Source organism: Kribbella sp. NPDC049227 (genome assembly GCF_043197265.1).
Taxonomy (GTDB): Bacteria; Actinomycetota; Actinomycetes; order Propionibacteriales; family Kribbellaceae; genus Kribbella.
Genome location: NZ_JBICST010000002.1, coordinates 20796 through 39940, shown reverse-complemented (window position 1 = coordinate 39940; position 19145 = coordinate 20796). Strand labels below are relative to the sequence as shown.

The window sequence follows — 19145 nt, the reverse complement described above, 5'->3', positions numbered from 1 at the left end:
CAGACCTCACTCCACAGGCCAGTTTCGCCGCTCGGTCTGCTGGCTGTCGAGGTATCCGGCCAGTCCGAGCGCAGTCAGATCCTGATGATGCGGTACGGCGAGCTGCGCACCGATCGGCAGACCCGCGGCCGACCAGCCGACGTTCACTGTGGTCGCCGGGTGCGCTGACATGTTGTACGGAACCGTGAAGGCGATGTGTTCGAACGGCTTCGCCGGATCGTCGGTCGGGTACGCCAGCTCGGCCGGAAAGGCCGTGATCGGAGCCACCGGCGACAAGATGACGTCGTACGACGTGAAGACCGCGGTGACCGCGGCCGCCATCGCACCCATCTGGCTGTACCCGTGGAAGACGTCGAAGCCGGATAGTTCGCCCGCCGTGGACACCCAGGAGCGGATCTGCGGGAGGACCTTGGCGCGACGATCCTCGGGCAGGGCGGCGATGTCCGCCGCCGAGCGGACCCGCCAGAAGCGGTCCAGGCCGTCGAGCATCTCGCGGGTGATGATCGGGCCGATCGGTTCGACGGTGGCGCCGGCCTTCTCGAGTACGGCGGCCGCCGCCGAGACCGCTGCGATGACCTCGGGGTCGACGGGCAGTCCGAGACCGGCATCCAGCAGGAGCGCGACGCGAAGGCCGTCGGAGAGAGCGCTCTCTGTGGAGCTCTCCGGGGTCGAGGGGAACGATGTGTGGTCGCGCGGGTCGTACCCGGACATGACGGACAACGCCAGCGCCGCGTCTCGCGCCGTACGTGTCAGCGGGCCGATCGCCCGGCCGGGGTACGGGTTGCCGACCGCGATCCGGCCGTGCGTGGGCTTGAGGCCGACGACGCCGCACCAGCCGGCGGGCAAGCGGATCGATCCGCCGATGTCGGTGCCGATGTGGATCGGACCGTAGCCCGCCGCCGCGGCCGCCGCGGCGCCGGCGCTCGAACCGCCGGCCGTCCTCGACACGTCCCACGGGTTGCGGGTCAGGTGATGGAAGGTGGAGACGCCGGACGAGAGCATCCCGTACTCCGGCATCGTCGTCTTGCTGAAGATGACCGCCCCCGCCGCCCGCAGGCGTGCTGCCGCCGGTGCGTCTTCCGTGGCCGGGATCAGCTCGGTCGCCGCCGTGCCTTGCGGAACCGGGGTGCCGCGGGTGGCGATGTTCTCCTTGACGGTGACCGGTACGCCGTCCAGCGGTCCGGCAGTGCCGTCACGCCAGCGGCCCTCGGACTCCTGTGCCGCGGCGCGGGCGCCGTCCGGGTCGAGCGCGTACGTCGCGCAGATCCGTGGCTCGAGCTCCTCGACCCGTGCGAGCACGTCCTCGATCACCTCGACCGGTGAGAGCGCACCTTCGCGGTACTTCGACACCAGTTCGGTGGCAGTCAGGTCAGCGAGAGTCATACGTGCTCCTCAGTTCGGCGGGTCGAAGCGGCCATCGACTGCGGTCCAGCCGCCGTCCACGGCCAGGACGCTGCCGGTGACGAAGCTGGCGGCGTCGGAGGCGAGGTAGACGACCGCGCCGGCGAGTTCCTCCGGCCCGGCCCAGCGGCCGAGCGCTCCCTTCTGCGCGTAGGCGTCGTACCAGGCCTGGTTCGCCTTGATCTGGGCGGTGAGCGGTGTCTCGACGACGCCGGGAGCGATCGCATTCACCCGTACGCCGCGTGGGCCGAGCTCGGCCGCCGCGGTCCTCAGCAGCTGGACGAGGCCGGCCTTGGTTGCCGCGTACACCGATTGGCCCGGCTCGACCGTCGTACCGCGGATCGAACTGAACCCGATGATGCTGCCGCTCCCCCGCTCCGCCATCTGCTTGCCGAAGGCACGCAGAAGCTGGAACGACGCCCGCAGGTTCAGCGCCACGACGCGGTCGAACTCCTCACCGGTGTAGTCGAGGATCCGCTTGCGGACGTTGGTCGCCGCGGTGAAGACCAGCACGTCGACGTTCCCGAGCTCGGCGACCGCCCGCGTGATCGCGTCGTCGTCCAGCACGTCCAGCTCGTAGGCCACGAGCTGGGAACTGTTGCCTTGGGCCACGGTTTGTTCGGCGGCGGGGAGGTCGCGGTCGGCGCAGGTGACGCGGGCGCCGTGGGCGGCGAGAGCGAGTGCACTCTCCCTGCCGATCCCACTCCCGCTGCCGATGACGAGGACGTGCTTGCCGTCCAGACGGAAGAGGTTCGCATAGTCGGTCACGGGCGGGTTCACCTCTCAGGGGCGCGGGCGGATGATGGCCATCCGGGTCGTGGTCAGTTCCTCGATCGCGAAGCGCGGTCCCTCGCGACCAATGCCGGAGTCCTTCACCCCGCCGTACGGCATCACGTCGGAGCGGAAGCCGGGCACCTCGTTGATCACCACGCCGCCGACGTCGAGCCGGTCGATCGCTGTGAATGCGGTGTCGAGCGAGGACGTGAAGACGCTTGCATGCAGCCCGTAGCGCGAGTCGTTCACCGTCCGGAAGGCGGTGTCGAGATCGGGCACCGACCGTACGGCGATCACCGGCCCGAAGATCTCCTCGTCCCAAGCCAGCTGCCCAGCCGGCACATCCGTCAACACCGTCGGACCGAGAGCCGCGGTGGTGGCGTCGGCGCTCGGGTAGGCGACGGCGGCGCCTGCGGTGAGAGATTGGGCGATCCAGGTGCGGACGCGGTCGGTGGACTTGGGGTCGATGAGGGCGGAGACGCGAGTGTTGGGGTCGCGGGGGTCGCCGACCACGACCGAGGGGAGGCGGGCGTTGAGCTTGTCGAGGAGGGCGGTGTGGACGGAGTCGACGGCGATGACGCGTTGGACCGAGATGCAGGCTTGGCCGGACGCGTAGTAGCCGCCGCGGATGATGGCGTCGGCGGCCGCATCCAGGTCAGCGTCGGCGGCGACTACGAGTGCCGAGTTGGACCCGAGTTCAAGGAGCACCTTGGTCGGCGCGGCATCACGCGCGATCTGATGACCGACCGCGGCCGAACCTGTGAAGGAGACAGCACCGACCCGGCTGTCTGTGGTGAGCGTCGCGCCAACGTCCGCTCCCCCGGTGACCAGTTGCACCGCGCTCTCCGGCGCGCCCGCCTCGAGCAGCGCGGAGCGCATGAGATGCACGAGCCACAACGTCGCGAGTGGAGTCTGCGGCGCCGGCTTGACGATGATCGGGCAGCCGGCAGCGAACGCGGGAGCGATCTTGTGGGCCGCCAGCAACAAGGGATAGTTGAACCCGGTGATCCCGACGACCACCCCGATCGGCTTCCGGACCCAGAACCCGACCAGCCCGTCCCCACTCGGCAGCAGATCCAGCGGCACGGTCTCCCCATGCAACCGAGCGACTTCCTCGGCCGACGTCTCCAACGTCAGCAGCGTCCGATCGATCTCGACCCGGCAGTCGACCAGCGGCTTCCCGGTCTCCAGGATGAGCAGGTCAACGAAGGCGTCGCGCTCGGCCAGGACCGCGGAATGCACGCTCTGCAAGACTCTCCGGCGCAGGTACGACGGCAGCCGGCCGACGGTCTCGCGGACGCCGAGGGCGTGTTCGAGGGCTTGGCGGGCCAGTTCGACGTTCCCCACTGGCGCGTCGGCGACGGTGGAACCGTCGTACGGGAAGATCACCGGGGCGGTGGACGGAGCCTCGATCCAGGTCTCACCGATCGGCAGGCCGGCTGGCAGTTTCACGCTGGTTCTCCCTTCGGCGCGAGCAGGTCGGACGTGGTTGCACCGGAGAGCGCCCGCTGGAGGGTCGGGATGGCCGAGACGAGGCGCTGGGTGTAGGCGTGCTGAGGGGCGGCGTACACGTCGCCCGTGTAGCCGGTCTCGACGATCTGGCCGGCATGCATCACAGCGACGCGATCGCAGACGTGCTTGACCACGGACAGGTCGTGGGAGACGAACACGAGGGTGAGGTCGAGTTCGTCGACCAGGTCCGAGATGAGGTTGAGCACCTGCGCGCGGACCGAGACGTCGAGAGCGCTCACCGGTTCGTCGGCGATCAGGATCCGAGGCCGCGGCGCGAGGGCCCGCGCGATCGAGATGCGCTGACGTTGGCCGCCGGAGAACTGATGCGGGTAGCGGTCACCCGCATCCGCGGACAAGCCGACCGCCTCCAGCAGTTCGCGAACGCGTTCTCCGGAGGCCGGATGTCCTTGGACGACGAGTGGTTCGGCGATGATGTCGCGGACCCGCATCCGCGGGTCGAGCGAGCTCATCGGGTCCTGGAAGACGAGTTGGAGGTTCTCGCGGAGGAACCGCAGCCGGCGTTCCGGGAGACGGGTGATGTCGGTGCCTTCGACAACGACACGACCTGAGGTGGGCTGGTCGAGGGCGGCGATGATGCGGAGCAGGGTGGACTTGCCGCAGCCGGATTCGCCGACGATGCCGAATCGCTCGCCCTGCTTGACATCCAGGCTGACGCCCCGGAGTGCCTGCACGACCGGTGCCGGACGCAACAAGGACGTGCGTGGACGGGGATAGTTGCGGACAACATCGACCACCTGGATAGCGGGCGCCGGCTCGGGCACGTGTTCAGGCATGCGCGCCTCCCGCGGGGAGTCGGGGGCTCGACACAGGCTCGGCCGGATGGTGGCAGGCGAAGCCGTCCGCGATGGGCCCGGTCCAGTCCGGCGTACTGGCGCAGATGTCGGTGGCGTGAGGGCAGCGGGTGCGGAAGACGCAGCCGGTGGGGAACTGGCCGGCAGCTGGAACGTTGCCGCGGATGGTGGGGAGGCGGCGGTCGGCGGTGTCCAGATCCGAGGCGGCGAGGAGGCCCTGGGTGTAGCGGTGGCGAGGGTTGGTGAAGACCTCGCCGACCGGGCCGGATTCGACGACGCGGCCGCCGTACATGACCAGCACGCGTTCGCAGACGGTGGCGACGACGGCGAGGTCGTGGGTGATGAACAGCAACGCCGACGAGCGAGCGACGACGCCCTTGACGATGAGATCCAGGACAAGTGCCTGCACGGTGACGTCCAGTGCGGTCGTCGGTTCGTCGCAGATCAGCAGAGCCGGATCGTTGGCCAGGGCAAGGGCCAGGACGATTCGTTGTCGTTGGCCACCAGACAGCTGGTGTGGGTAGGCCCGCATCAGGTCAGCCGGGAGCTGAACTCGCTCCAGGAGTTCGAGGGCAGCGGCTCGGGCGGCGCCGCGACCGGGCCGCGTCCGGTGGATCAGCATCGCTTCGGCGATCTGGTCGCCGATGCGCATAGTCGGGTTGAGCGCGGTCATCGGTTCCTGGAAGACCATGGCGAGTTCGCGGCCACGGACCCTGGACATCCGGCGTTCGTCCGCGCCGATCAGGTCGTGGTCGACTCCGGTCAGCCGCACCGACCCGGAGGCGACCACGTCCTCGGGCAGCAGACCGAGCACGCTCAAGGCGGTCAGCGACTTTCCAGAGCCCGACTCGCCGATCAGCCCCACCCGCTCCCCCGGCCCCACGGTGAGATCCACATCGGAGACCAGAGTCTTGTCCCAGACCGTCACGGTCAGCCCCTGCACGGTGAGTACGTCGTTCATCGCCGGTCCTCCAGCTTCGGATCGAACCGGTCCCGCAACCCGTCGCCCAGCAGGTTGAACCCGAGTACGGCGATCGCGATCGCCACCCCCGGGAAGATCGCCAGCCGCGGCGCACTGAACAGGAACTCCTGACTCTCCTGCAGCATCCGCCCCCACGACGGAGTCGGCGGCGGCGTACCGAATCCGAGGAACGACAGCGCGGCCTCGGCCAGCACAGCGATCGCGAACGACACCGACGCCTGCACCGTGATCAGACTCGTCACGTTCGGCAGCACATGCCGCACCGCGATCGGCCAAGGCTGCCGTCCCGCGGCCCGCGCGGCCAGCACGTACTCGGTCCGCATCACCTGCAACGCACCACTCCGGATCACCCGCGCGAACGACGGCACCGAAGCGATGCCGATGGCAATCATCGCCGTCAGCGTGCTCGCCCCGAAGACAGCCCCGAACATGATTGCCAGCAGCAACGCCGGGAACGCCAGCACCAGATCGTTGGCCCGCATGATGAACTCGCTCGGCCACCGCCGCACCATGGCGGCGAGAATCCCCAGCGGTACGCCGATCACCGCGGCCACGCCCACCGCGACCACGCCGACGAACAGCGTGGTGCGCGAGCCGACCATGATCTGGCTCAGCACGTCCCGCCCGAACTTGTCGGTCCCGAACCAGTGGTCCCACGACGGCTTCGCCAACCGGATCGACGGGTCGACGAACGTCGCGTCGTACGGCGTCCAGACGAACGACACGAGCGCCATCAGCACGATGACGCCGACGATCACGCCGCCGGCGACCAGACTCGGGTTCAGCCGCCTCATCGCGACCCCACTCGCAGCCGCGGATCCAGGGCGACGTACAGCAGATCGACCAGGAAGTTGACCAGCAGTACGGCGATGACGAGCACCATCACCACGTCCTGGACGAGCAGTAGATCGCGGTTCGACACCCCGTCCAGCAGGAGACTGCCGAGGCCCGGGATCACGAACACCCGCTCCACCACGACAGCACCGATCAGCAGCGTCGCCAGTTGCAACCCGAGGACCGTCACGACCGGCACGGCCGCGTTGCGCAGACCGTGCCGCCACAACGCCTGGAACGGCCGCAGCCCCTTGGCCCGCGCGGTCCGCAGGTAGTCCTCCCGCAGGACGTCGAGCACCGCGCTGCGGACGTACCGCGTCAGCACGGCGCCCTGCACCAGCCCGAGTGCCAAGGCCGGCAGGATCAACTGTTTCAGGAACATGGCCGGGTCCTGGGCCGGCGGCGTCCAGCCGTTCGCCGGCAGCCAGCCGAGCTTCACCGCGAACAGCATGATCAGCAGGATGCCCGCGAGGAACGCCGGTACGGCGACGCCGATCTGCGAAACCGCGGACAGTGCCAGGCCGGAGATCTTCCGGTGCCGCGCCGCCATCAGCGTCCCGGCCGGGACCGCGATCAACAGCGCGATGATCATGCCGGCCACGACCAGCAACAGCGTCACCTGCAACCGGTCGAACACCTGCGGACCGATCTCCGCCTTCGACACGTACGACGTCCCGAGGTCACCGTGCAGCAGTCCGCCGAGCCAGTCGACGTACTGCGTGGTGAGCGGCCGGTCGAGGCCGAACTGCCGGCGCAACTCGGCGACAGCCTGCTCGGAGGCGTTGACGCCGAGGGCGACCCGGGCCGGGTCGCCCGGCAGCACGGCCATGAACGCGAAGACCAGCACCGAGCTCACCGCAAGGCTGACCAAGAGCACACCGGTGCGCTCGATCAGGCGGAGGATCACTCAGGTCACCTCGCCAGCTTCGACAGGTCGAAGTTCTCGGTGATCGCGTTCTGCGGCAGGCCCTTGATGTCCTTGTCCGCGACGATCAGGTTCGGCAGCAGGAACAGCCAGTCGCCGGCGGCCTGCTCGGACAGCCGCCGCGCCGCCTTCTTCATGTTGTCGACCTGCGCGGCCTCGTCACCGGAGTCCGCCGCGGCCAGGTACTGCTGCAGCGTCGGGTCGTCGTACCGGGTGTAGTACGTCGGGTTGAACACGGCACCGAGATCCCGCGGCTCGACGTGCGCGATGATCGACATGTCGTAGTCGGCATTCTTGAAGACCGTGTTCAGCCACGCCGCCGGGAACTCCTGCGGATCGATCCGGACCTTCAGCCCGGCCTGCTCCAGCTGACTCTTCACCACCTGGCCGCAGGACGTTGCGTACGGCAACGTCGGCAGCCGGAGCAGCAGCGTCTTGCCGGCCGCACCGGATGCCTGCAGCATCGACTTCGCCTTGGCCAGGTCGAACGGCGCGATGCTCGTGAGGTCCTCGTACCACGGGTCGGTCGGCGGGACCATGCTGCCGATCAGCTTGCCGCGACCGGCGAAACACGTGTCCAGCAAGGCCTTGTGGTCGACCGCCATCCGGATCGCCTGCCGGGTCCGGATGTCCTTGAACACCGGCCGCGAGTTGTTGAACGACAGCAGCACCTCGCCGTTCGTGGTGCCCTCGATCACCTGGTACTTGTCGTTGCTGGTGAACTGGCTGAGCGCCTCCGGGGCCTGCACCGTGCCGATCACGTTGATCGTGCCGGTGAGCAGCGCGTTGTTCAGCGCGGTCGGATCCTTGAAGTACTTCAGCGTGATCTGGTTGAAGAACGGCTTGGTCCCCCAGTAACCGTCGTTGCGGTCGAGCACGATCGAGTCGCCGCGGTTCCACTTGGAGAACTTGTAGGGCCCGGTGCCGATCGGCTGGGTGGCCAGCGCACTGACGCCGCTCTCCGAGAACATCGCGCCGATCCGGGTCGTCATCCGGAACAGCCAGTCGTTGCTCGGCTTGCTCAACGTCACCTGGAGCTGCGTCGGCGACAACGCCTTCACCCCGGACACGACGTCCATCGCCGCCTTCAGCGAGGTGGTCCACGCGGTCTTGACCCGGTTGATGCTGAACACGGCGTCGGACGCGGTGAACGGCTTGTCGTTGGTGAACTTCGCGTTGTCGACCAGGTCGAACGTGTAGGTCTTGCGGTCCGGCGACACCGTCCACGACTTCGCCAGCGACGGCACGATCTTGCCGGAGTCGTCCTGCTTGACCAGGCTCTCGTACACGTTGCCGAGCAGCGCCTGCGGGATCGCCGCGCCGTCGGTGGTGGTGAAGTCGAGGCTGGCCGGCTCGGCGACCAGACCGATCGACAGCGACTGGTCGCCGCCGGGTGAGCTACCGGACGACGTACTGGATCCGGCTGAGCAGGCGCTCACGGCCAGGATCGCCGCGGCGGCGAACGCGACCGCACGGGTGGGCAGCGCCATCTTGATGAAAGGGGACTTCACGCGAACTCCTCCAGTGCCTCGAGCTGTCGCCGCATTCTGACGATCCCGGTCCGCTCGCGCGACCGCGGCCACGCGGTACGGCGGACTTCGCCGTCCAGCTGTGACTGGTCTGACCAGTGGACTAGGTATCAGTGGGCCACTAGGTTTGTCGGATCACAAGGGTCTGTCAAGGCGATTGGGGTGCACCGGATGACCAAGGGTCCGCAGTTCCAGCCTGTGCAACCGGTGCGCGCCTACCAGCGGATCGTCGAACAGGTCGAGGACGCGCTCGCCCGCGGTGATCTCGCGCCGGGACAGCGCCTGCCGAGTGAGCGCGAACTGGTGGCGCAGTTCGCGGTCAGCCGCTCCACCGTGCGCGAGGCCCTGCGGGTCCTGGAGAGCAACGGCGTCGTACGGTCGCGGCCCGGCGATCCGAACGGGCCGGAGATCCTGCCCTTCTCCCAGTCGGCGCTGCGCAAGCAGATGGTCCGGCTCGCCCGCGTCGACGAGCTGACCCTGGCGGAGCTGATCGGATTCCGGATGATCATGGACGGGGCCGCGATCCAGGTCACGTCCCGCCTGCGGACTCCGGAGCAACTCGCCGACATCGAGGAGACGCTGGTGGCGATGCGGGCCGCCATCGACGTCGACTTCGCGGCGTTCAGCGAGGCGGATCTCGCCTTCCACGACGTGATCGCCCAGGTCAGCCGCAACTCGCTGATCCAGACCTGCAACGAGGTCGTCCGCGGCGTCGTACTGAGCCTGATCTCGGACAAGATCGCCCACGCCTCGAACAGCCGGGCCCTGATGCTCGAGTCGCTGCAGCATCACGCCGAGGTGGTGGAGGCGATCCGCGCGGGTGACGGCCACGCGGCGGCGCGGATCGCCCGGCAGAACATGTACGACTACTACGCCGGGTACGTGCCCGAACCCGAACGGGAAACGCTGCGCGCCCTGATCGAGGACTGAGGCAACTTTTTCTGCCACGTCAGGGAATCTCGTGGCATCCTGGCGGAATCGGTCCACTGGGGGGCACCACGGGATCGATCCACTGCTGGGGGGCACGCGTGACCAAACCTGCGATTCTCACCGTCGACGACGACCCGATGGTTTCGGCAGCCATCTCTCGTGACCTGCGCCGGCGGTACGGCGACGACTACCTCGTGGTCAGGGCGACGTCGGGCAACCAGGCGCTCGCGGCCCTGACCAAGCTCGCCTTGCGTAACCAGCCGATCGCGATGATCGCCACCGACCAGCGGATGCCCGGGATGACCGGCATCGAGTTGCTCGAGCAGGCCCGCGAGCAGGCGCCGACCGCGAAGTACCTGCTCCTCACGGCGTACGCCGACACCGAGGTCGCGATCAGGGCGATCAACGACATCGGCCTGGACTACTACCTGCTGAAGCCGTGGGACCCGCCCGAGGACCAACTGTTCCCGGTGATCGACGACCTGCTCGGCGACTGGCGCCACGCCAACCGCGAGCACACGTCCGACGTACGCGTCGTCGGGCACCGCTGGTCGGATCGCGCGCACGACATCAAGACCTTTCTGGCCCGCAACCACGTTCCCTACAGCTGGTACGACGTCGATCGCGATGCCGAGGCTCTACGGCTGCAGGACCTCGCCGGCGCGGCGGACGCCGACCTGCCGCTCGTGCTCGTCCCCGACGGAGACACGCTCCGCACACCATCCGCGGTCGACCTCGCGTCCGCCCTCGGCCTGCGGACCCGGGCCGAGCAGCCGCTGTACGACGTCTGCATCGTCGGAGGTGGACCCGCCGGACTGGCGGCCGCCGTGTACGCGGCGTCCGAAGGGCTGAGCACCGTGATCGTCGAGCGGGAGGCACCCGGCGGTCAGGCCGGCCTGAGCGCGGCGATCGAGAACTACCTCGGATTCCCGCGCGGGCTGACCGGATCCGACCTGGCGCAGCGGGCCGTCGCCCAGGCGTCCCGCTTCGGCGCCGAGATGGTGCTGGCCCGATCGGTCGTCGGAGTCGAGTCGCGCGGCCCGGTGCACGCCGTACTGCTGGAGGGATCCGGCGAGATCGAGGCCCGCGCGCTGATCGTCGCGACCGGCGTCTCGTACCGGAGCCTGGATGTCGACGGTCTCGCCGACTTCACCGGGCGTGGTGTGTTCTACGGAGCGACTGCGAGCGAGGCCACTCAGTGCCAGGACGAGGACGTGTACATCGTCGGCGCGGCGAATTCGGCGGGTCAGGCGGCACTGAACCTCGCGCGCTACGCCAAGCGGGTCGTGCTGCTGGTGCGTGGGGAGGCGTTGGAGAGCTCGATGTCGCGGTACCTGATCGACAAGATCGCGAAGGTCACGAACATCGAGATCCGCTGCCGCACGGAGGTGGTGGGCTGCCGGGGCGACGGCCATCTCGAAGGGCTGACGCTGGCGGACCGCGCCTCCGGCCGGGTCGAGGAGGTGCAGGCGGGCTGGCTGTTCGTGTTCGTCGGCGCCTCGCCGCGGACCGAGTGGCTCGGACAATCGGTGCTCCGCGACGACAAAGGCTTCGTGATGACCGGTCCGGAGCTGATCGGGCAGGATCGCTGGCAACTCCCCCGACCGCCGTACGCGCTGGAGACCAGCGTGCCGGGTGTCTTCGCGGCGGGCGACGTACGGCTCGACTCGATGAAACGGGTCGCGTCGGCCGTCGGCGAGGGCGCGATGTCGGTCTACCTGGTCCACCGCTACCTGGCGACAGTCTGATGAACGTCGACGATCTGCGCGGCATCGCCCTCTTCGCGGGACTGACCGATGCTCAACTCGGCGAGCTGATCGACGGCAGTACCACGGTGCCGATCGAGCCCGGTGCCGACCTGTTCCACGAAGGTGAGCCGGCGGACTTCTGGTGGGTGCTCGTCGACGGTGCGATCGCGTTGCACCGCAAGATCGGTCGCGAGGACACCGTGATGGGCAAGATGGACGTCCCCGGTCGATGGGCCGGTGGATTCCGCGCCTGGGACGACCACGGCGTCTATCTGGCCAGCGGCCGCGGCATCGCCGAGGGGCGGGTGCTGCGGGTGCCCACAGACGTCCTGCGGGAGCGGATCGACGTGTGGTTCCCGCTCGGCGGGCACCTGATCAAGGGTGTCTACGGGACCGCGCGGGCGATCGAGTCGACAGCTCGGCAGCGGGATGCGCTGATCACGCTCGGGACGCTCGCCGCCGGGCTGGCGCACGAGATCAACAATCCGGCCGCGGCGGCCTCACGGTCGGTCAGCGCTCTCGACACGGCTTGCTCTTCCTTGCTGTCGTCACTGCGCGGTCTCGCGGGGAAAGTGAGTGAGGATCAGTTCGGCCGGCTGGATTCGTTGCGCTTGGAGCTCGGCTCTCGGGCCGCGATCCTTGATCCGGTCGACCTGGCCGACAACGAGAACACCATCTCGGACTGGCTGGCCGATCACGAGGTCGAACGGGACTGGTTGATCGCACCGCCACTGGCTGCCGCGGGGGCCGATGTCGAGTGGTGCGAGCGCGCGGCCGACGTACTGGGTGATGCTCTGGAGCCTGGGTTGGAGTGGGTCGGGAGCACGCTTGCTGCGACGACTCTGCTCGGCGAAGTGAAGGAGTCGACGCGGCGCATCACCGAACTCGTCGCCGCGGTCCGGTCGTACTCGCAGATGGACCGTGGGTCGATCCAGACCATCGACGTGACGGAGGGCATCGAGAGCACGCTGGTCATGCTCGGCCACAAACTCCGCGACGGCACCGAGGTGATCCGGGCGTACGGCGCTGACGTTCCACGGATCGATGCGTTCGCGGGCGAGCTGAACCAGGTCTGGACCAACCTGATCGACAACGCGGTCGACGCGATGGACGGCACCGGGACGCTCCGGATCACGACCCGAACAGACGGAGACCGGATCGTGGTCGAGTTCACCGACACCGGCCCCGGCATGCCACCCGAGGTTGTCGCGCGCGCGTTCGAGCCCTTCTACACCACCAAGGACGTCGGCAAAGGCACCGGCCTAGGCCTGGACATCGCCCAACGCATCATCACCGAACACCACGGCGGCACCATCACCATCACCTCCCACCCAGGCCAAACCACAGTCCAGGTCCGCCTCCCCCACCAACCCATCCCCAGCTGACCCTGCTGCCCGCCGGGCTGCCCAGCCGGGTCGCTGGCGGGTTGTTTGGCCGATGGCGGGACAACTACAAGCCATCGGTGACATAACCCGCTATCGACCCCGGCTGCGCTCGCCCAATCGCCCGGCGGATGCGGGCCAGGAGATCGAGCGGGCGGGCGAGGTCCGGCCAGCTGACCCGGACGACCTGGTAGCCGAGATCCCGGAGACGGTCTTCTCGGACCTTCTCCGCGATCAGGGAGTCCGGGGTGCCGTCGCCGTACTTGATGGCGCCGTCGAATTCGATGACAACACCACACTCCGCCAGCAAGAAATCGACCCGCGCCACCAGAGCACCGTGTTCATCGCGGATCTCGGCCTGCAACGTCGGCACCGGCAAGCCCAGGTCAGCGAGCATGACCCGCAGCCGCGATTCGCCGACTGACTCCGACCGGCCGTCTGCGAACAGAACCGCGCGAATGGCTGTGTTGTTGCCGGGTCGGCTCTCGAAGAGGCTCAAGGCGGCCGCCAACTCTTCGGCCGTGGCGACGCGGCGTCGCAGCGCTTGATCCACCACCGACACCGCAACCGGGTAACTGGTTGCGCGGACGGCCTCCACGACGGCTCGGGCACCGTGAGTCAGCAGTACGCCGTCCTGCTCGACCGACTCGCCGACCGGCGGACGCGCCGCATGCTGACACAGCGTCGAGCCGGAGCGGCCCAGCCCGGACACCCTGGTGACGTGCACACGTCGTAGATCGAGCTCCGAGACCTGGACGCCGTACAACAGGAGTGCCGATTGGTGGCTCACGACGGCGCGACCGGCCAAGCGTTGGTAGACGGCTTTCGCGGCACGTCGGTGCAGCCAGGCCGCACGGTCCCATGCGGCCATCGAGGCGACCTCGGAATTGGGCTGTGCGTATGCGCCCCGGGTGAGCCTGATCCAGCGGCCGGCCGTCACCCGCCGGTGAATGTCCGCATCTGTGTACCCGGCGGCGCACGCGTCTGCTCGCGTAAACCAGTCCCCACGGCCGGCGGCAATGAGCATGAGTTTGGTGTTCATGCCCGAGAACATGCCGCGTTCCCGGGCGCTCGGGCCGGCGAGTTTCGCGGTTGTGGATACCGGCTTGTTTCACCGCTGGCCGGTTACATCACGGCAGCGGTGGAGCAAGCTGTCATTCGCTCAGGTGTCGTGTTCGAGGATTCGGACTCGGGGGACCTTGAGGGTTTTGCGGGCTCTGGTGGTCCAGTCGGAGCACAGGAAGCGGGCGGCGGTCTCCGGCCAGGCGACCACGACGACCTCGCGGCTGTTCGTGGTCTTCACCAGTGTCTTGAGGGCCAGCAGGACCTCGCCGTGGGTGATCGAGACGTTCACCGGGTATCCGCTGGCGGCGCGCAGATGACGCGAACTGTGTTCGATCACCGAGCCGAGGTCGAACAACGGGTCCGCGAGCGTCGTCGTCGTACTGGCTGCCCGGGCTGCCGCCGGACCGGACACGCCGGCCACGTCGTCGAATGTCGACCCGAGCAGCGCCAGCGGGCCGCCGAAACCGCTCTCCGGCTGGCTCGTGACGAGCAGGTGGTAGTCGACGGACTCCTCATACCTTGCGTGCAGGGCGGCAACGCGGCGCGCGTCGCCCTCGCTCATCTCCCGCTCGATGAGCACCACCACGTCGTACGTCATGCGTGGCTCCCTTCGCCGTCACTTCCGTTGTACTCCCGTACCCCTGCATGCCAAAGAACCGGGTACGGCAACGTCACAGAATTGTCAGAACCGTCACAGGGTTCTCTCAGGAAGCAGCGGCCCGATCAGCTCGGGAGCGGCGCGTGCGCTCGCGTGTCGGGGGCCAGCGCGCTCAGGAGCTGCGGAGCGTCGATCAGGGTGTGAGCGGCGGAATCGAGCATGTGCGGGTGCAACGCGTAGACCTGCGCGCCGTGGCGAGGCGTAATGTCGCCCGTCAGAACGGCGGCGAAGTCGGACCGGTTCGCGGCGTCCTCATCCCATGGCCGGTCGGGCTCAAGACGGGCCGTCAAGCGACGGGCGAATCCGGCCGGATCCTCGGCGGGATCACGCACGTACCCGACGACCGAGCCATCGGCACACCGTACGACGACCTCGTCGGAGCGGGCCGCGGCATGCCAGCAGCAGACCTCCCACAGACTCACCCGGTCGCCCGAGCCGTGCACGTCCTCCAGCGTCGCCGCCATCAGTGCGATGTGACCGCCGTACCGCGCGATGTTGTGCCCGTAGCCGGCCGCGCCGAGGTTCACGTCGTACCAGCGCAGCTCCTTGGTGTGCAGGTCGACGCCGAACGGCAGCAGGATCTTCGCCGGTCCGGCGAGATCGAAGCGTTCCTCGACCGCGGCCGGGTCGAACAGGCCGGTCGGTTGCCGCATCACCCCGACGAACCCGCGCTCGAGTTCGTCGAACGGTACGTCGTTGTAGCTGAACACCACCGGCAGCACATACCGCCCGCCGACCCGCCGCACCGCGCGCAGGTCGAGATCCACGAACTCCGTCGAACCGCCGGGCGCCGGCGCGGAGGTGAGGTCGCCGGAGTGCACCAACGCGTCCTGGTCGAACCGCAGGCGCGTGTAGTCGCACAGCCCGACGAAGGTCCATTCCTCGTCGAAGACCGCCACCGACAGATCGAGATCCACGCGCCGGCCGGGCGGCTCGACCCAGTGCAGGAACAGCCGCAGCAACTCGTCCGGCGGGATCGGCACCGCGCTCCCCCGGGTCATCCGCCGCAACGTCGACGACGCGTTCCGCTCCGAACCAGGGGCCGCCAGCCGCGCCAGCTCCTCGTCCAGGAACACCCGTCGCAGCCGCGGCAGAGCCGTTGCCCGGCGCAACATTTCACCCACGAGTACGTCGGTCAGCGCGGACGCCGTGTCGGCGGGCAGCGGTTCGCGCTCGTCCACCGACGTCCAGATCCGCGCCGTCCCGCCCCGGGGGAAGAACAGCCGCAGATCGCCCGGCGGCGTGCGGACCTGGCCGATCGCGGCCGTGATCACCACCGGCGACACGTCCGAGACGGCCGTCGTCAGCGCGTCCACCAACGCGCCATGCTGATCAGGCGGCAGCGCGCGCGCCAACTGGACCAGGCGCCGCACCAACTCGCCCGGCCGTTGACGCAGCAGGTCTAGCACATGGCCTGGCCGCCCGTCCGCGAACGCACCCTCGACCCGAGAGGCGAACGTGCTCGTCGCGAGCCGCTTGCCCTCGAGCCGCACGAACGGATGCTGCGAAGCCTCGCCCAGCACCGCCCGCCCCGCCGCCGTACCCAGATCCAGATCGGTACGCCGCAGGATCGCGAACGCCAGCGCCGCCACCGGGTGACGGGTCGCGAACTCGAACAGATGCAAGCCCTCCGCCATCCGCTTCCAGGCGCGCTCGTGCCGGAGCATGTCCTCGACCAGGTGCTCGGCCGGCAACCGGTCCAGCCGCGCGAGCACCAGCCGTCGCGTTGCCCGAGGCAACGATTGCCGTCGGGCCGGCGGCGTGCGCAACCCCGGATCGGCATCCATCAGCGCGTGCAACACCCGCAGTACGTCGGTTGCCGTGCCGGCCCGATCGATCAGGTCAGGATGGTCGGCGAGGAAGTGTGCGATGACCAGCGCCCGGGTCTCCCGGACCGGGATGTCGTCCGGCAGCCAGGACGGTTCCGCACCGGACAACAGCACCTGCAGGTCCGCGCGATCCGCGGCGGACAGCGGGGAGCGTCGTACCAGCAGGTCGTCGACCGTCGTCCGCACAGAGTCGGACTGCGCGAGCGACAGGACACGCAGGCGATCCGAGCGCACATGGGCCGGCTGCACCTCGTGGAAGGAAGGCTTGAGGAATGGGTCGAGCGGATCGATCCGGCGCAGGCACAGCGGGCAAGCGCTCAGCTCGGAGCCGTCCCAGCAGGTCCGGCAGACCAGGTGGGCGCAGGGCGAGACGGCATGCACCGACTTCGTGTCTCCGCACAAGACACACGGCTGCTCCGGCTCCTGCAGCAGCCGCGCGAAGACGCGGTTCACATAGAAGGTCTCGGTGTTGCCCGGCACGCTCTCGGGGAAGCCGCGGAACAGCGGCACATGCTCGGCGTTGTGACCGGACTCCGCGTCGAGTAGGTCCAGCAGCCTGCCGCCGAATCCCGCAAGCGCAGGGGCCGACAGCGACGCGCAGTACCTGTACAGACCGACGGACAGGAGGAAGCCGCGCTGGATCAGGTCGGCCTGCAATGCGGACAACCCGGCCTGGATGGTGAGCGGTCGGCGCAGCCATTGCCACGCGGAGCGGCGTACCGGAGGGGTCAGTGCCGTGGTGTCGACGAGCCGACGGCGGCGGAGCAGGACAGCTGCCTGGTTCTCCTCCGAGGCGTGCTCCGGCATCGCGGCCTCCCCGCTGGCTGGGCGTCTGGTCTGTCATGGGCGTAGCGGACGACAAGGCCAGGGGCGGAGAGCGGACGCGCTACATGGCCTGGTGAAGGAGAAGGAAGCACGTCCTGGAGCCGCCCCTGGCAACAAGAACGCTACCGGTCGCCACCGACAGTTTCCGCCGGGCGGTCGGGGACCTCAGAAGGTCCGCACAAAGAAGAGCTCCGGTACCAGGGTCGGGGCCGCCCCGCCCAGACCCCGGTACCGGAGATCTCCAGAGTAGAACGTTCATCCAAACGCTGCGCCACCGGGATCACAATCTGGCACTGATGCGCCGTGATCAAACCATTGACCCAGGCCGTACACGGTGCAGGGAAACCCTTTCAGTTACAGGCGGCAGGTGTTACGCAACGGATTGTGGTTAGGGTCGTAGGTATGGAGGGCGGGGCGATCGAACGTGCGCGCTGGCGCGATGTGTTCGGACATGCGGAGTTCAGGGCCTTGTTCCTGGCCGGCGTACTGTCCGTCGCAGGCGATCAGCTGGCCCGCGTTGCCTTGTCGGTGCTGGTTTTCGACCGCACCGAGTCCGCCGGGCTGACCGCGCTCACCTATGCCCTGACCTACATCCCCGACCTGCTGTTCGGTCCGTTGCTGGCCGGATTCGCCGATCGGTACCCCCGCCGTACTGTGATGATCGTCACCGACCTGGCCCGAGCGGTCCTGGTTGCGGCGATGGCGGTGAAGGCGTTGCCGTTGCTGGTGGTGATCCTGCTCCTGCTCGGACTGCAGGCGTTCGGGTCGCCGTTCAACGCCGCACGAGCCGCCACGCTCCCCGCCGTACTGCCGGGCGATCACTACGTGCTGGGCAAGGCCGCCAACGACATGGTCGTCCAGTTCAGCCAGGTGCTCGGCTTCGGCACCGGCGGTGTGATCGTCGTAGCCGTCGGAACGTCCGGTGGGCTGCTGCTGGACTCCGCCACCTTCTTACTGTCCGCGGTACTCATCGCTGTCGGCGTACGACGTCGTCCGGCGCCGCCGCGTGCGACAGACGAGTCACACAGCAGCTACTTCAAAGACCTGGCCGCCGGCTTCTCACTCGTCACACGTACGCCGAAGCTCCGCGCACTGGTCATCCTGGCGACGATCGCAGGCTTCTACGTGACGGTGGAGGGCCTGGCAGTCCCCTATGCGAACGAGATCGGCGGTGGGCCGAAGGCAGCCGGTCTGCTGCTGGCTGCCAGCCCCGCCGGCGCCGTGGCAGGCATGTGGCTCATCACTCTGTGGGAGCCGGACAAACGCATGCGGCTGCTCGGACCGCTGGCCGTGCTGGCCTGTGTGCCGCTGATCGCGTGCTTCATGGCGCCCGGTCTGCTGCCCACTGTCGTGTTGTGGGCGGTGTCGGGCATGGCGTCGGCCTATCACCTGCCGACCAGCGCGGCGTTCGTCCAGGCGGTGCCGGACGCCCAGCGTGGTCAGGCCTTCGGCGTCGCGAGCACCGCCCTGAAGAGCAGCCAGGGCCTCGGAATCCTGCTCGCGGGGCTGGTCGCGGACCAGTCCTCACCGTCGGTCGCGCTGGGCGTCATGGGCACCGCGGGAGCGGTCGCGGCCGCGGTGGCGGGCGCCGCCTGGGCACGCGCCCGCCGTTCCCGGTCCGGCGTCGTGGAAATGGGTGCCGGATGAGCCGCCGGAGAATCAGGGGAAATACCTCCGGACCAGCTTCGTAAAATATCGGTTAAGAAATTTCGGTCAGGTCGCGGGAATCACCACTCGTTGCCGGTGGTGAACCATTCGTTGCCGGATCCGCCCGGCCGGTGCAGCCACTCGTTGCCACCCTGCGTGAACCACTCGTTCCCGCCGTGCAACCACTCGTTCCCCCCGCGGAACCACTCGTTGCCGCCCCCGGTGAACCACTCGTTGCCGCCGTGCAGCCACTCGTTCCCGGTGCTGATCTTCGACATGGTGCTGTCCTTCC

Annotated in this window: 16 protein-coding genes and 1 pseudogene; 4 read left to right on the top strand and 13 right to left on the bottom strand. The window is 68.6% G+C overall.

From position 1 onward, the window contains the following. Positions 1-6: 6 nt before the first annotated feature. Genes ACGFH6_RS06950 through ACGFH6_RS06915 form a run of 8 tightly spaced genes read right to left on the bottom strand, consistent with a single transcriptional unit; the run spans position 7 to position 8751 of the window. Complete coding sequence (locus ACGFH6_RS06950; protein ID WP_393381218.1) at positions 7-1383, bottom strand: amidase; 1377 nt, start codon at positions 1381-1383, stop codon at positions 7-9. 9 nt (positions 1384-1392) lie between these two features. Further along, positions 1393-2169, bottom strand: a complete 777-nt coding sequence (locus ACGFH6_RS06945) for an SDR family NAD(P)-dependent oxidoreductase (protein ID WP_393381217.1) — start codon at positions 2167-2169, stop codon at positions 1393-1395. Positions 2170-2184: 15 nt separating this feature from the next. Beyond that, the gene (locus ACGFH6_RS06940; RefSeq protein WP_393381215.1) at positions 2185-3627 is read right to left on the bottom strand and encodes an aldehyde dehydrogenase family protein; all 1443 of its coding nucleotides are present in this window, start codon (positions 3625-3627) and stop codon (positions 2185-2187) included. Continuing rightward, positions 3624-4481: an ATP-binding cassette domain-containing protein gene (locus ACGFH6_RS06935; RefSeq protein WP_393381213.1), complete on the bottom strand. Its 858-nt coding sequence runs from the start codon at positions 4479-4481 to the stop codon at positions 3624-3626. Before ACGFH6_RS06935 ends, ACGFH6_RS06940 begins: the two co-directional genes overlap by 4 nt. Next, positions 4474-5460, bottom strand: coding sequence for an ABC transporter ATP-binding protein (locus ACGFH6_RS06930; protein WP_393381211.1), 987 nt, complete (start codon positions 5458-5460; stop codon positions 4474-4476). Before ACGFH6_RS06930 ends, ACGFH6_RS06935 begins: the two co-directional genes overlap by 8 nt. Next, the gene (locus tag ACGFH6_RS06925) at positions 5457-6275 is read right to left on the bottom strand and encodes an ABC transporter permease (protein ID WP_393381209.1); all 819 of its coding nucleotides are present in this window, start codon (positions 6273-6275) and stop codon (positions 5457-5459) included. The genes ACGFH6_RS06930 and ACGFH6_RS06925 overlap by 4 nt, the downstream gene beginning before the upstream one ends. Next, positions 6272-7222 (bottom strand): ABC transporter permease, encoded by a 951-nt coding sequence (locus ACGFH6_RS06920; RefSeq protein ID WP_393381207.1) that lies wholly within the window; start codon positions 7220-7222, stop codon positions 6272-6274. The genes ACGFH6_RS06925 and ACGFH6_RS06920 overlap by 4 nt, the downstream gene beginning before the upstream one ends. Positions 7223-7227: 5 nt before the next feature. Then, positions 7228-8751 (bottom strand): ABC transporter substrate-binding protein, encoded by a 1524-nt coding sequence (locus ACGFH6_RS06915; RefSeq protein WP_393381205.1) that lies wholly within the window; start codon positions 8749-8751, stop codon positions 7228-7230. A 189-nt stretch (positions 8752-8940) separates the two neighbouring features. Between ACGFH6_RS06915 and ACGFH6_RS06910 the strand changes: the two genes are divergently transcribed. The 3 genes from ACGFH6_RS06910 (at position 8941) to ACGFH6_RS06900 (ending at position 12832) form a co-directional block, all read left to right on the top strand. Then, complete coding sequence (locus ACGFH6_RS06910; RefSeq protein ID WP_131364248.1) at positions 8941-9699, top strand: FadR/GntR family transcriptional regulator; 759 nt, start codon at positions 8941-8943, stop codon at positions 9697-9699. Between the two features lie 98 nt (positions 9700-9797). Then, entirely contained in the window at positions 9798-11447 is a 1650-nt protein-coding gene (locus tag ACGFH6_RS06905) for an FAD-dependent oxidoreductase (protein ID WP_393381203.1), read from the top strand. Continuing rightward, positions 11447-12832: a sensor histidine kinase gene (locus tag ACGFH6_RS06900; RefSeq protein WP_393381201.1), complete on the top strand. Its 1386-nt coding sequence runs from the start codon at positions 11447-11449 to the stop codon at positions 12830-12832. The genes ACGFH6_RS06905 and ACGFH6_RS06900 overlap by 1 nt, the downstream gene beginning before the upstream one ends. Positions 12833-12896: 64 nt before the next feature. Here the strand turns inward: ACGFH6_RS06900 and ACGFH6_RS06895 are convergent, their stop codons facing one another. The 4 genes and pseudogenes from ACGFH6_RS06895 to ACGFH6_RS06880 all read right to left on the bottom strand — a co-directional run bounded on the left by ACGFH6_RS06895 (position 12897) and on the right by ACGFH6_RS06880 (position 17188). Next, positions 12897-13541, bottom strand: a complete 645-nt coding sequence (locus ACGFH6_RS06895; RefSeq protein WP_393383030.1) for a hypothetical protein — start codon at positions 13539-13541, stop codon at positions 12897-12899. A 195-nt stretch (positions 13542-13736) separates the two neighbouring features. After that, positions 13737-13856 (bottom strand): annotated as a pseudogene (locus ACGFH6_RS06890) (type IV toxin-antitoxin system AbiEi family antitoxin domain-containing protein); the annotation flags it as partial. A gap of 135 nt (positions 13857-13991) precedes the next feature. Then, on the bottom strand, positions 13992-14492 hold the full coding sequence (locus ACGFH6_RS06885; RefSeq protein ID WP_393381199.1) for a hypothetical protein: 501 nt from the start codon (positions 14490-14492) through the stop codon (positions 13992-13994). Between the two features lie 125 nt (positions 14493-14617). Beyond that, positions 14618-17188: an MXAN_6230/SCO0854 family RING domain-containing protein gene (locus tag ACGFH6_RS06880; protein WP_393381197.1), complete on the bottom strand. Its 2571-nt coding sequence runs from the start codon at positions 17186-17188 to the stop codon at positions 14618-14620. A 420-nt stretch (positions 17189-17608) separates the two neighbouring features. On the opposite strand from ACGFH6_RS06880, the gene ACGFH6_RS06875 reads away from it, so the two are divergent. Next, a complete protein-coding gene (locus ACGFH6_RS06875; protein WP_393381196.1) occupies positions 17609-18853 on the top strand; it encodes an MFS transporter in 1245 nt (414 codons plus the stop codon). Positions 18854-18933: 80 nt separating this feature from the next. On the opposite strand, the gene ACGFH6_RS06870 is transcribed toward ACGFH6_RS06875, so the two are convergent. Then, on the bottom strand, positions 18934-19131 hold the full coding sequence (locus tag ACGFH6_RS06870) for a DEAD/DEAH box helicase (RefSeq protein ID WP_131364235.1): 198 nt from the start codon (positions 19129-19131) through the stop codon (positions 18934-18936). Positions 19132-19145 lie beyond the last annotated feature (14 nt).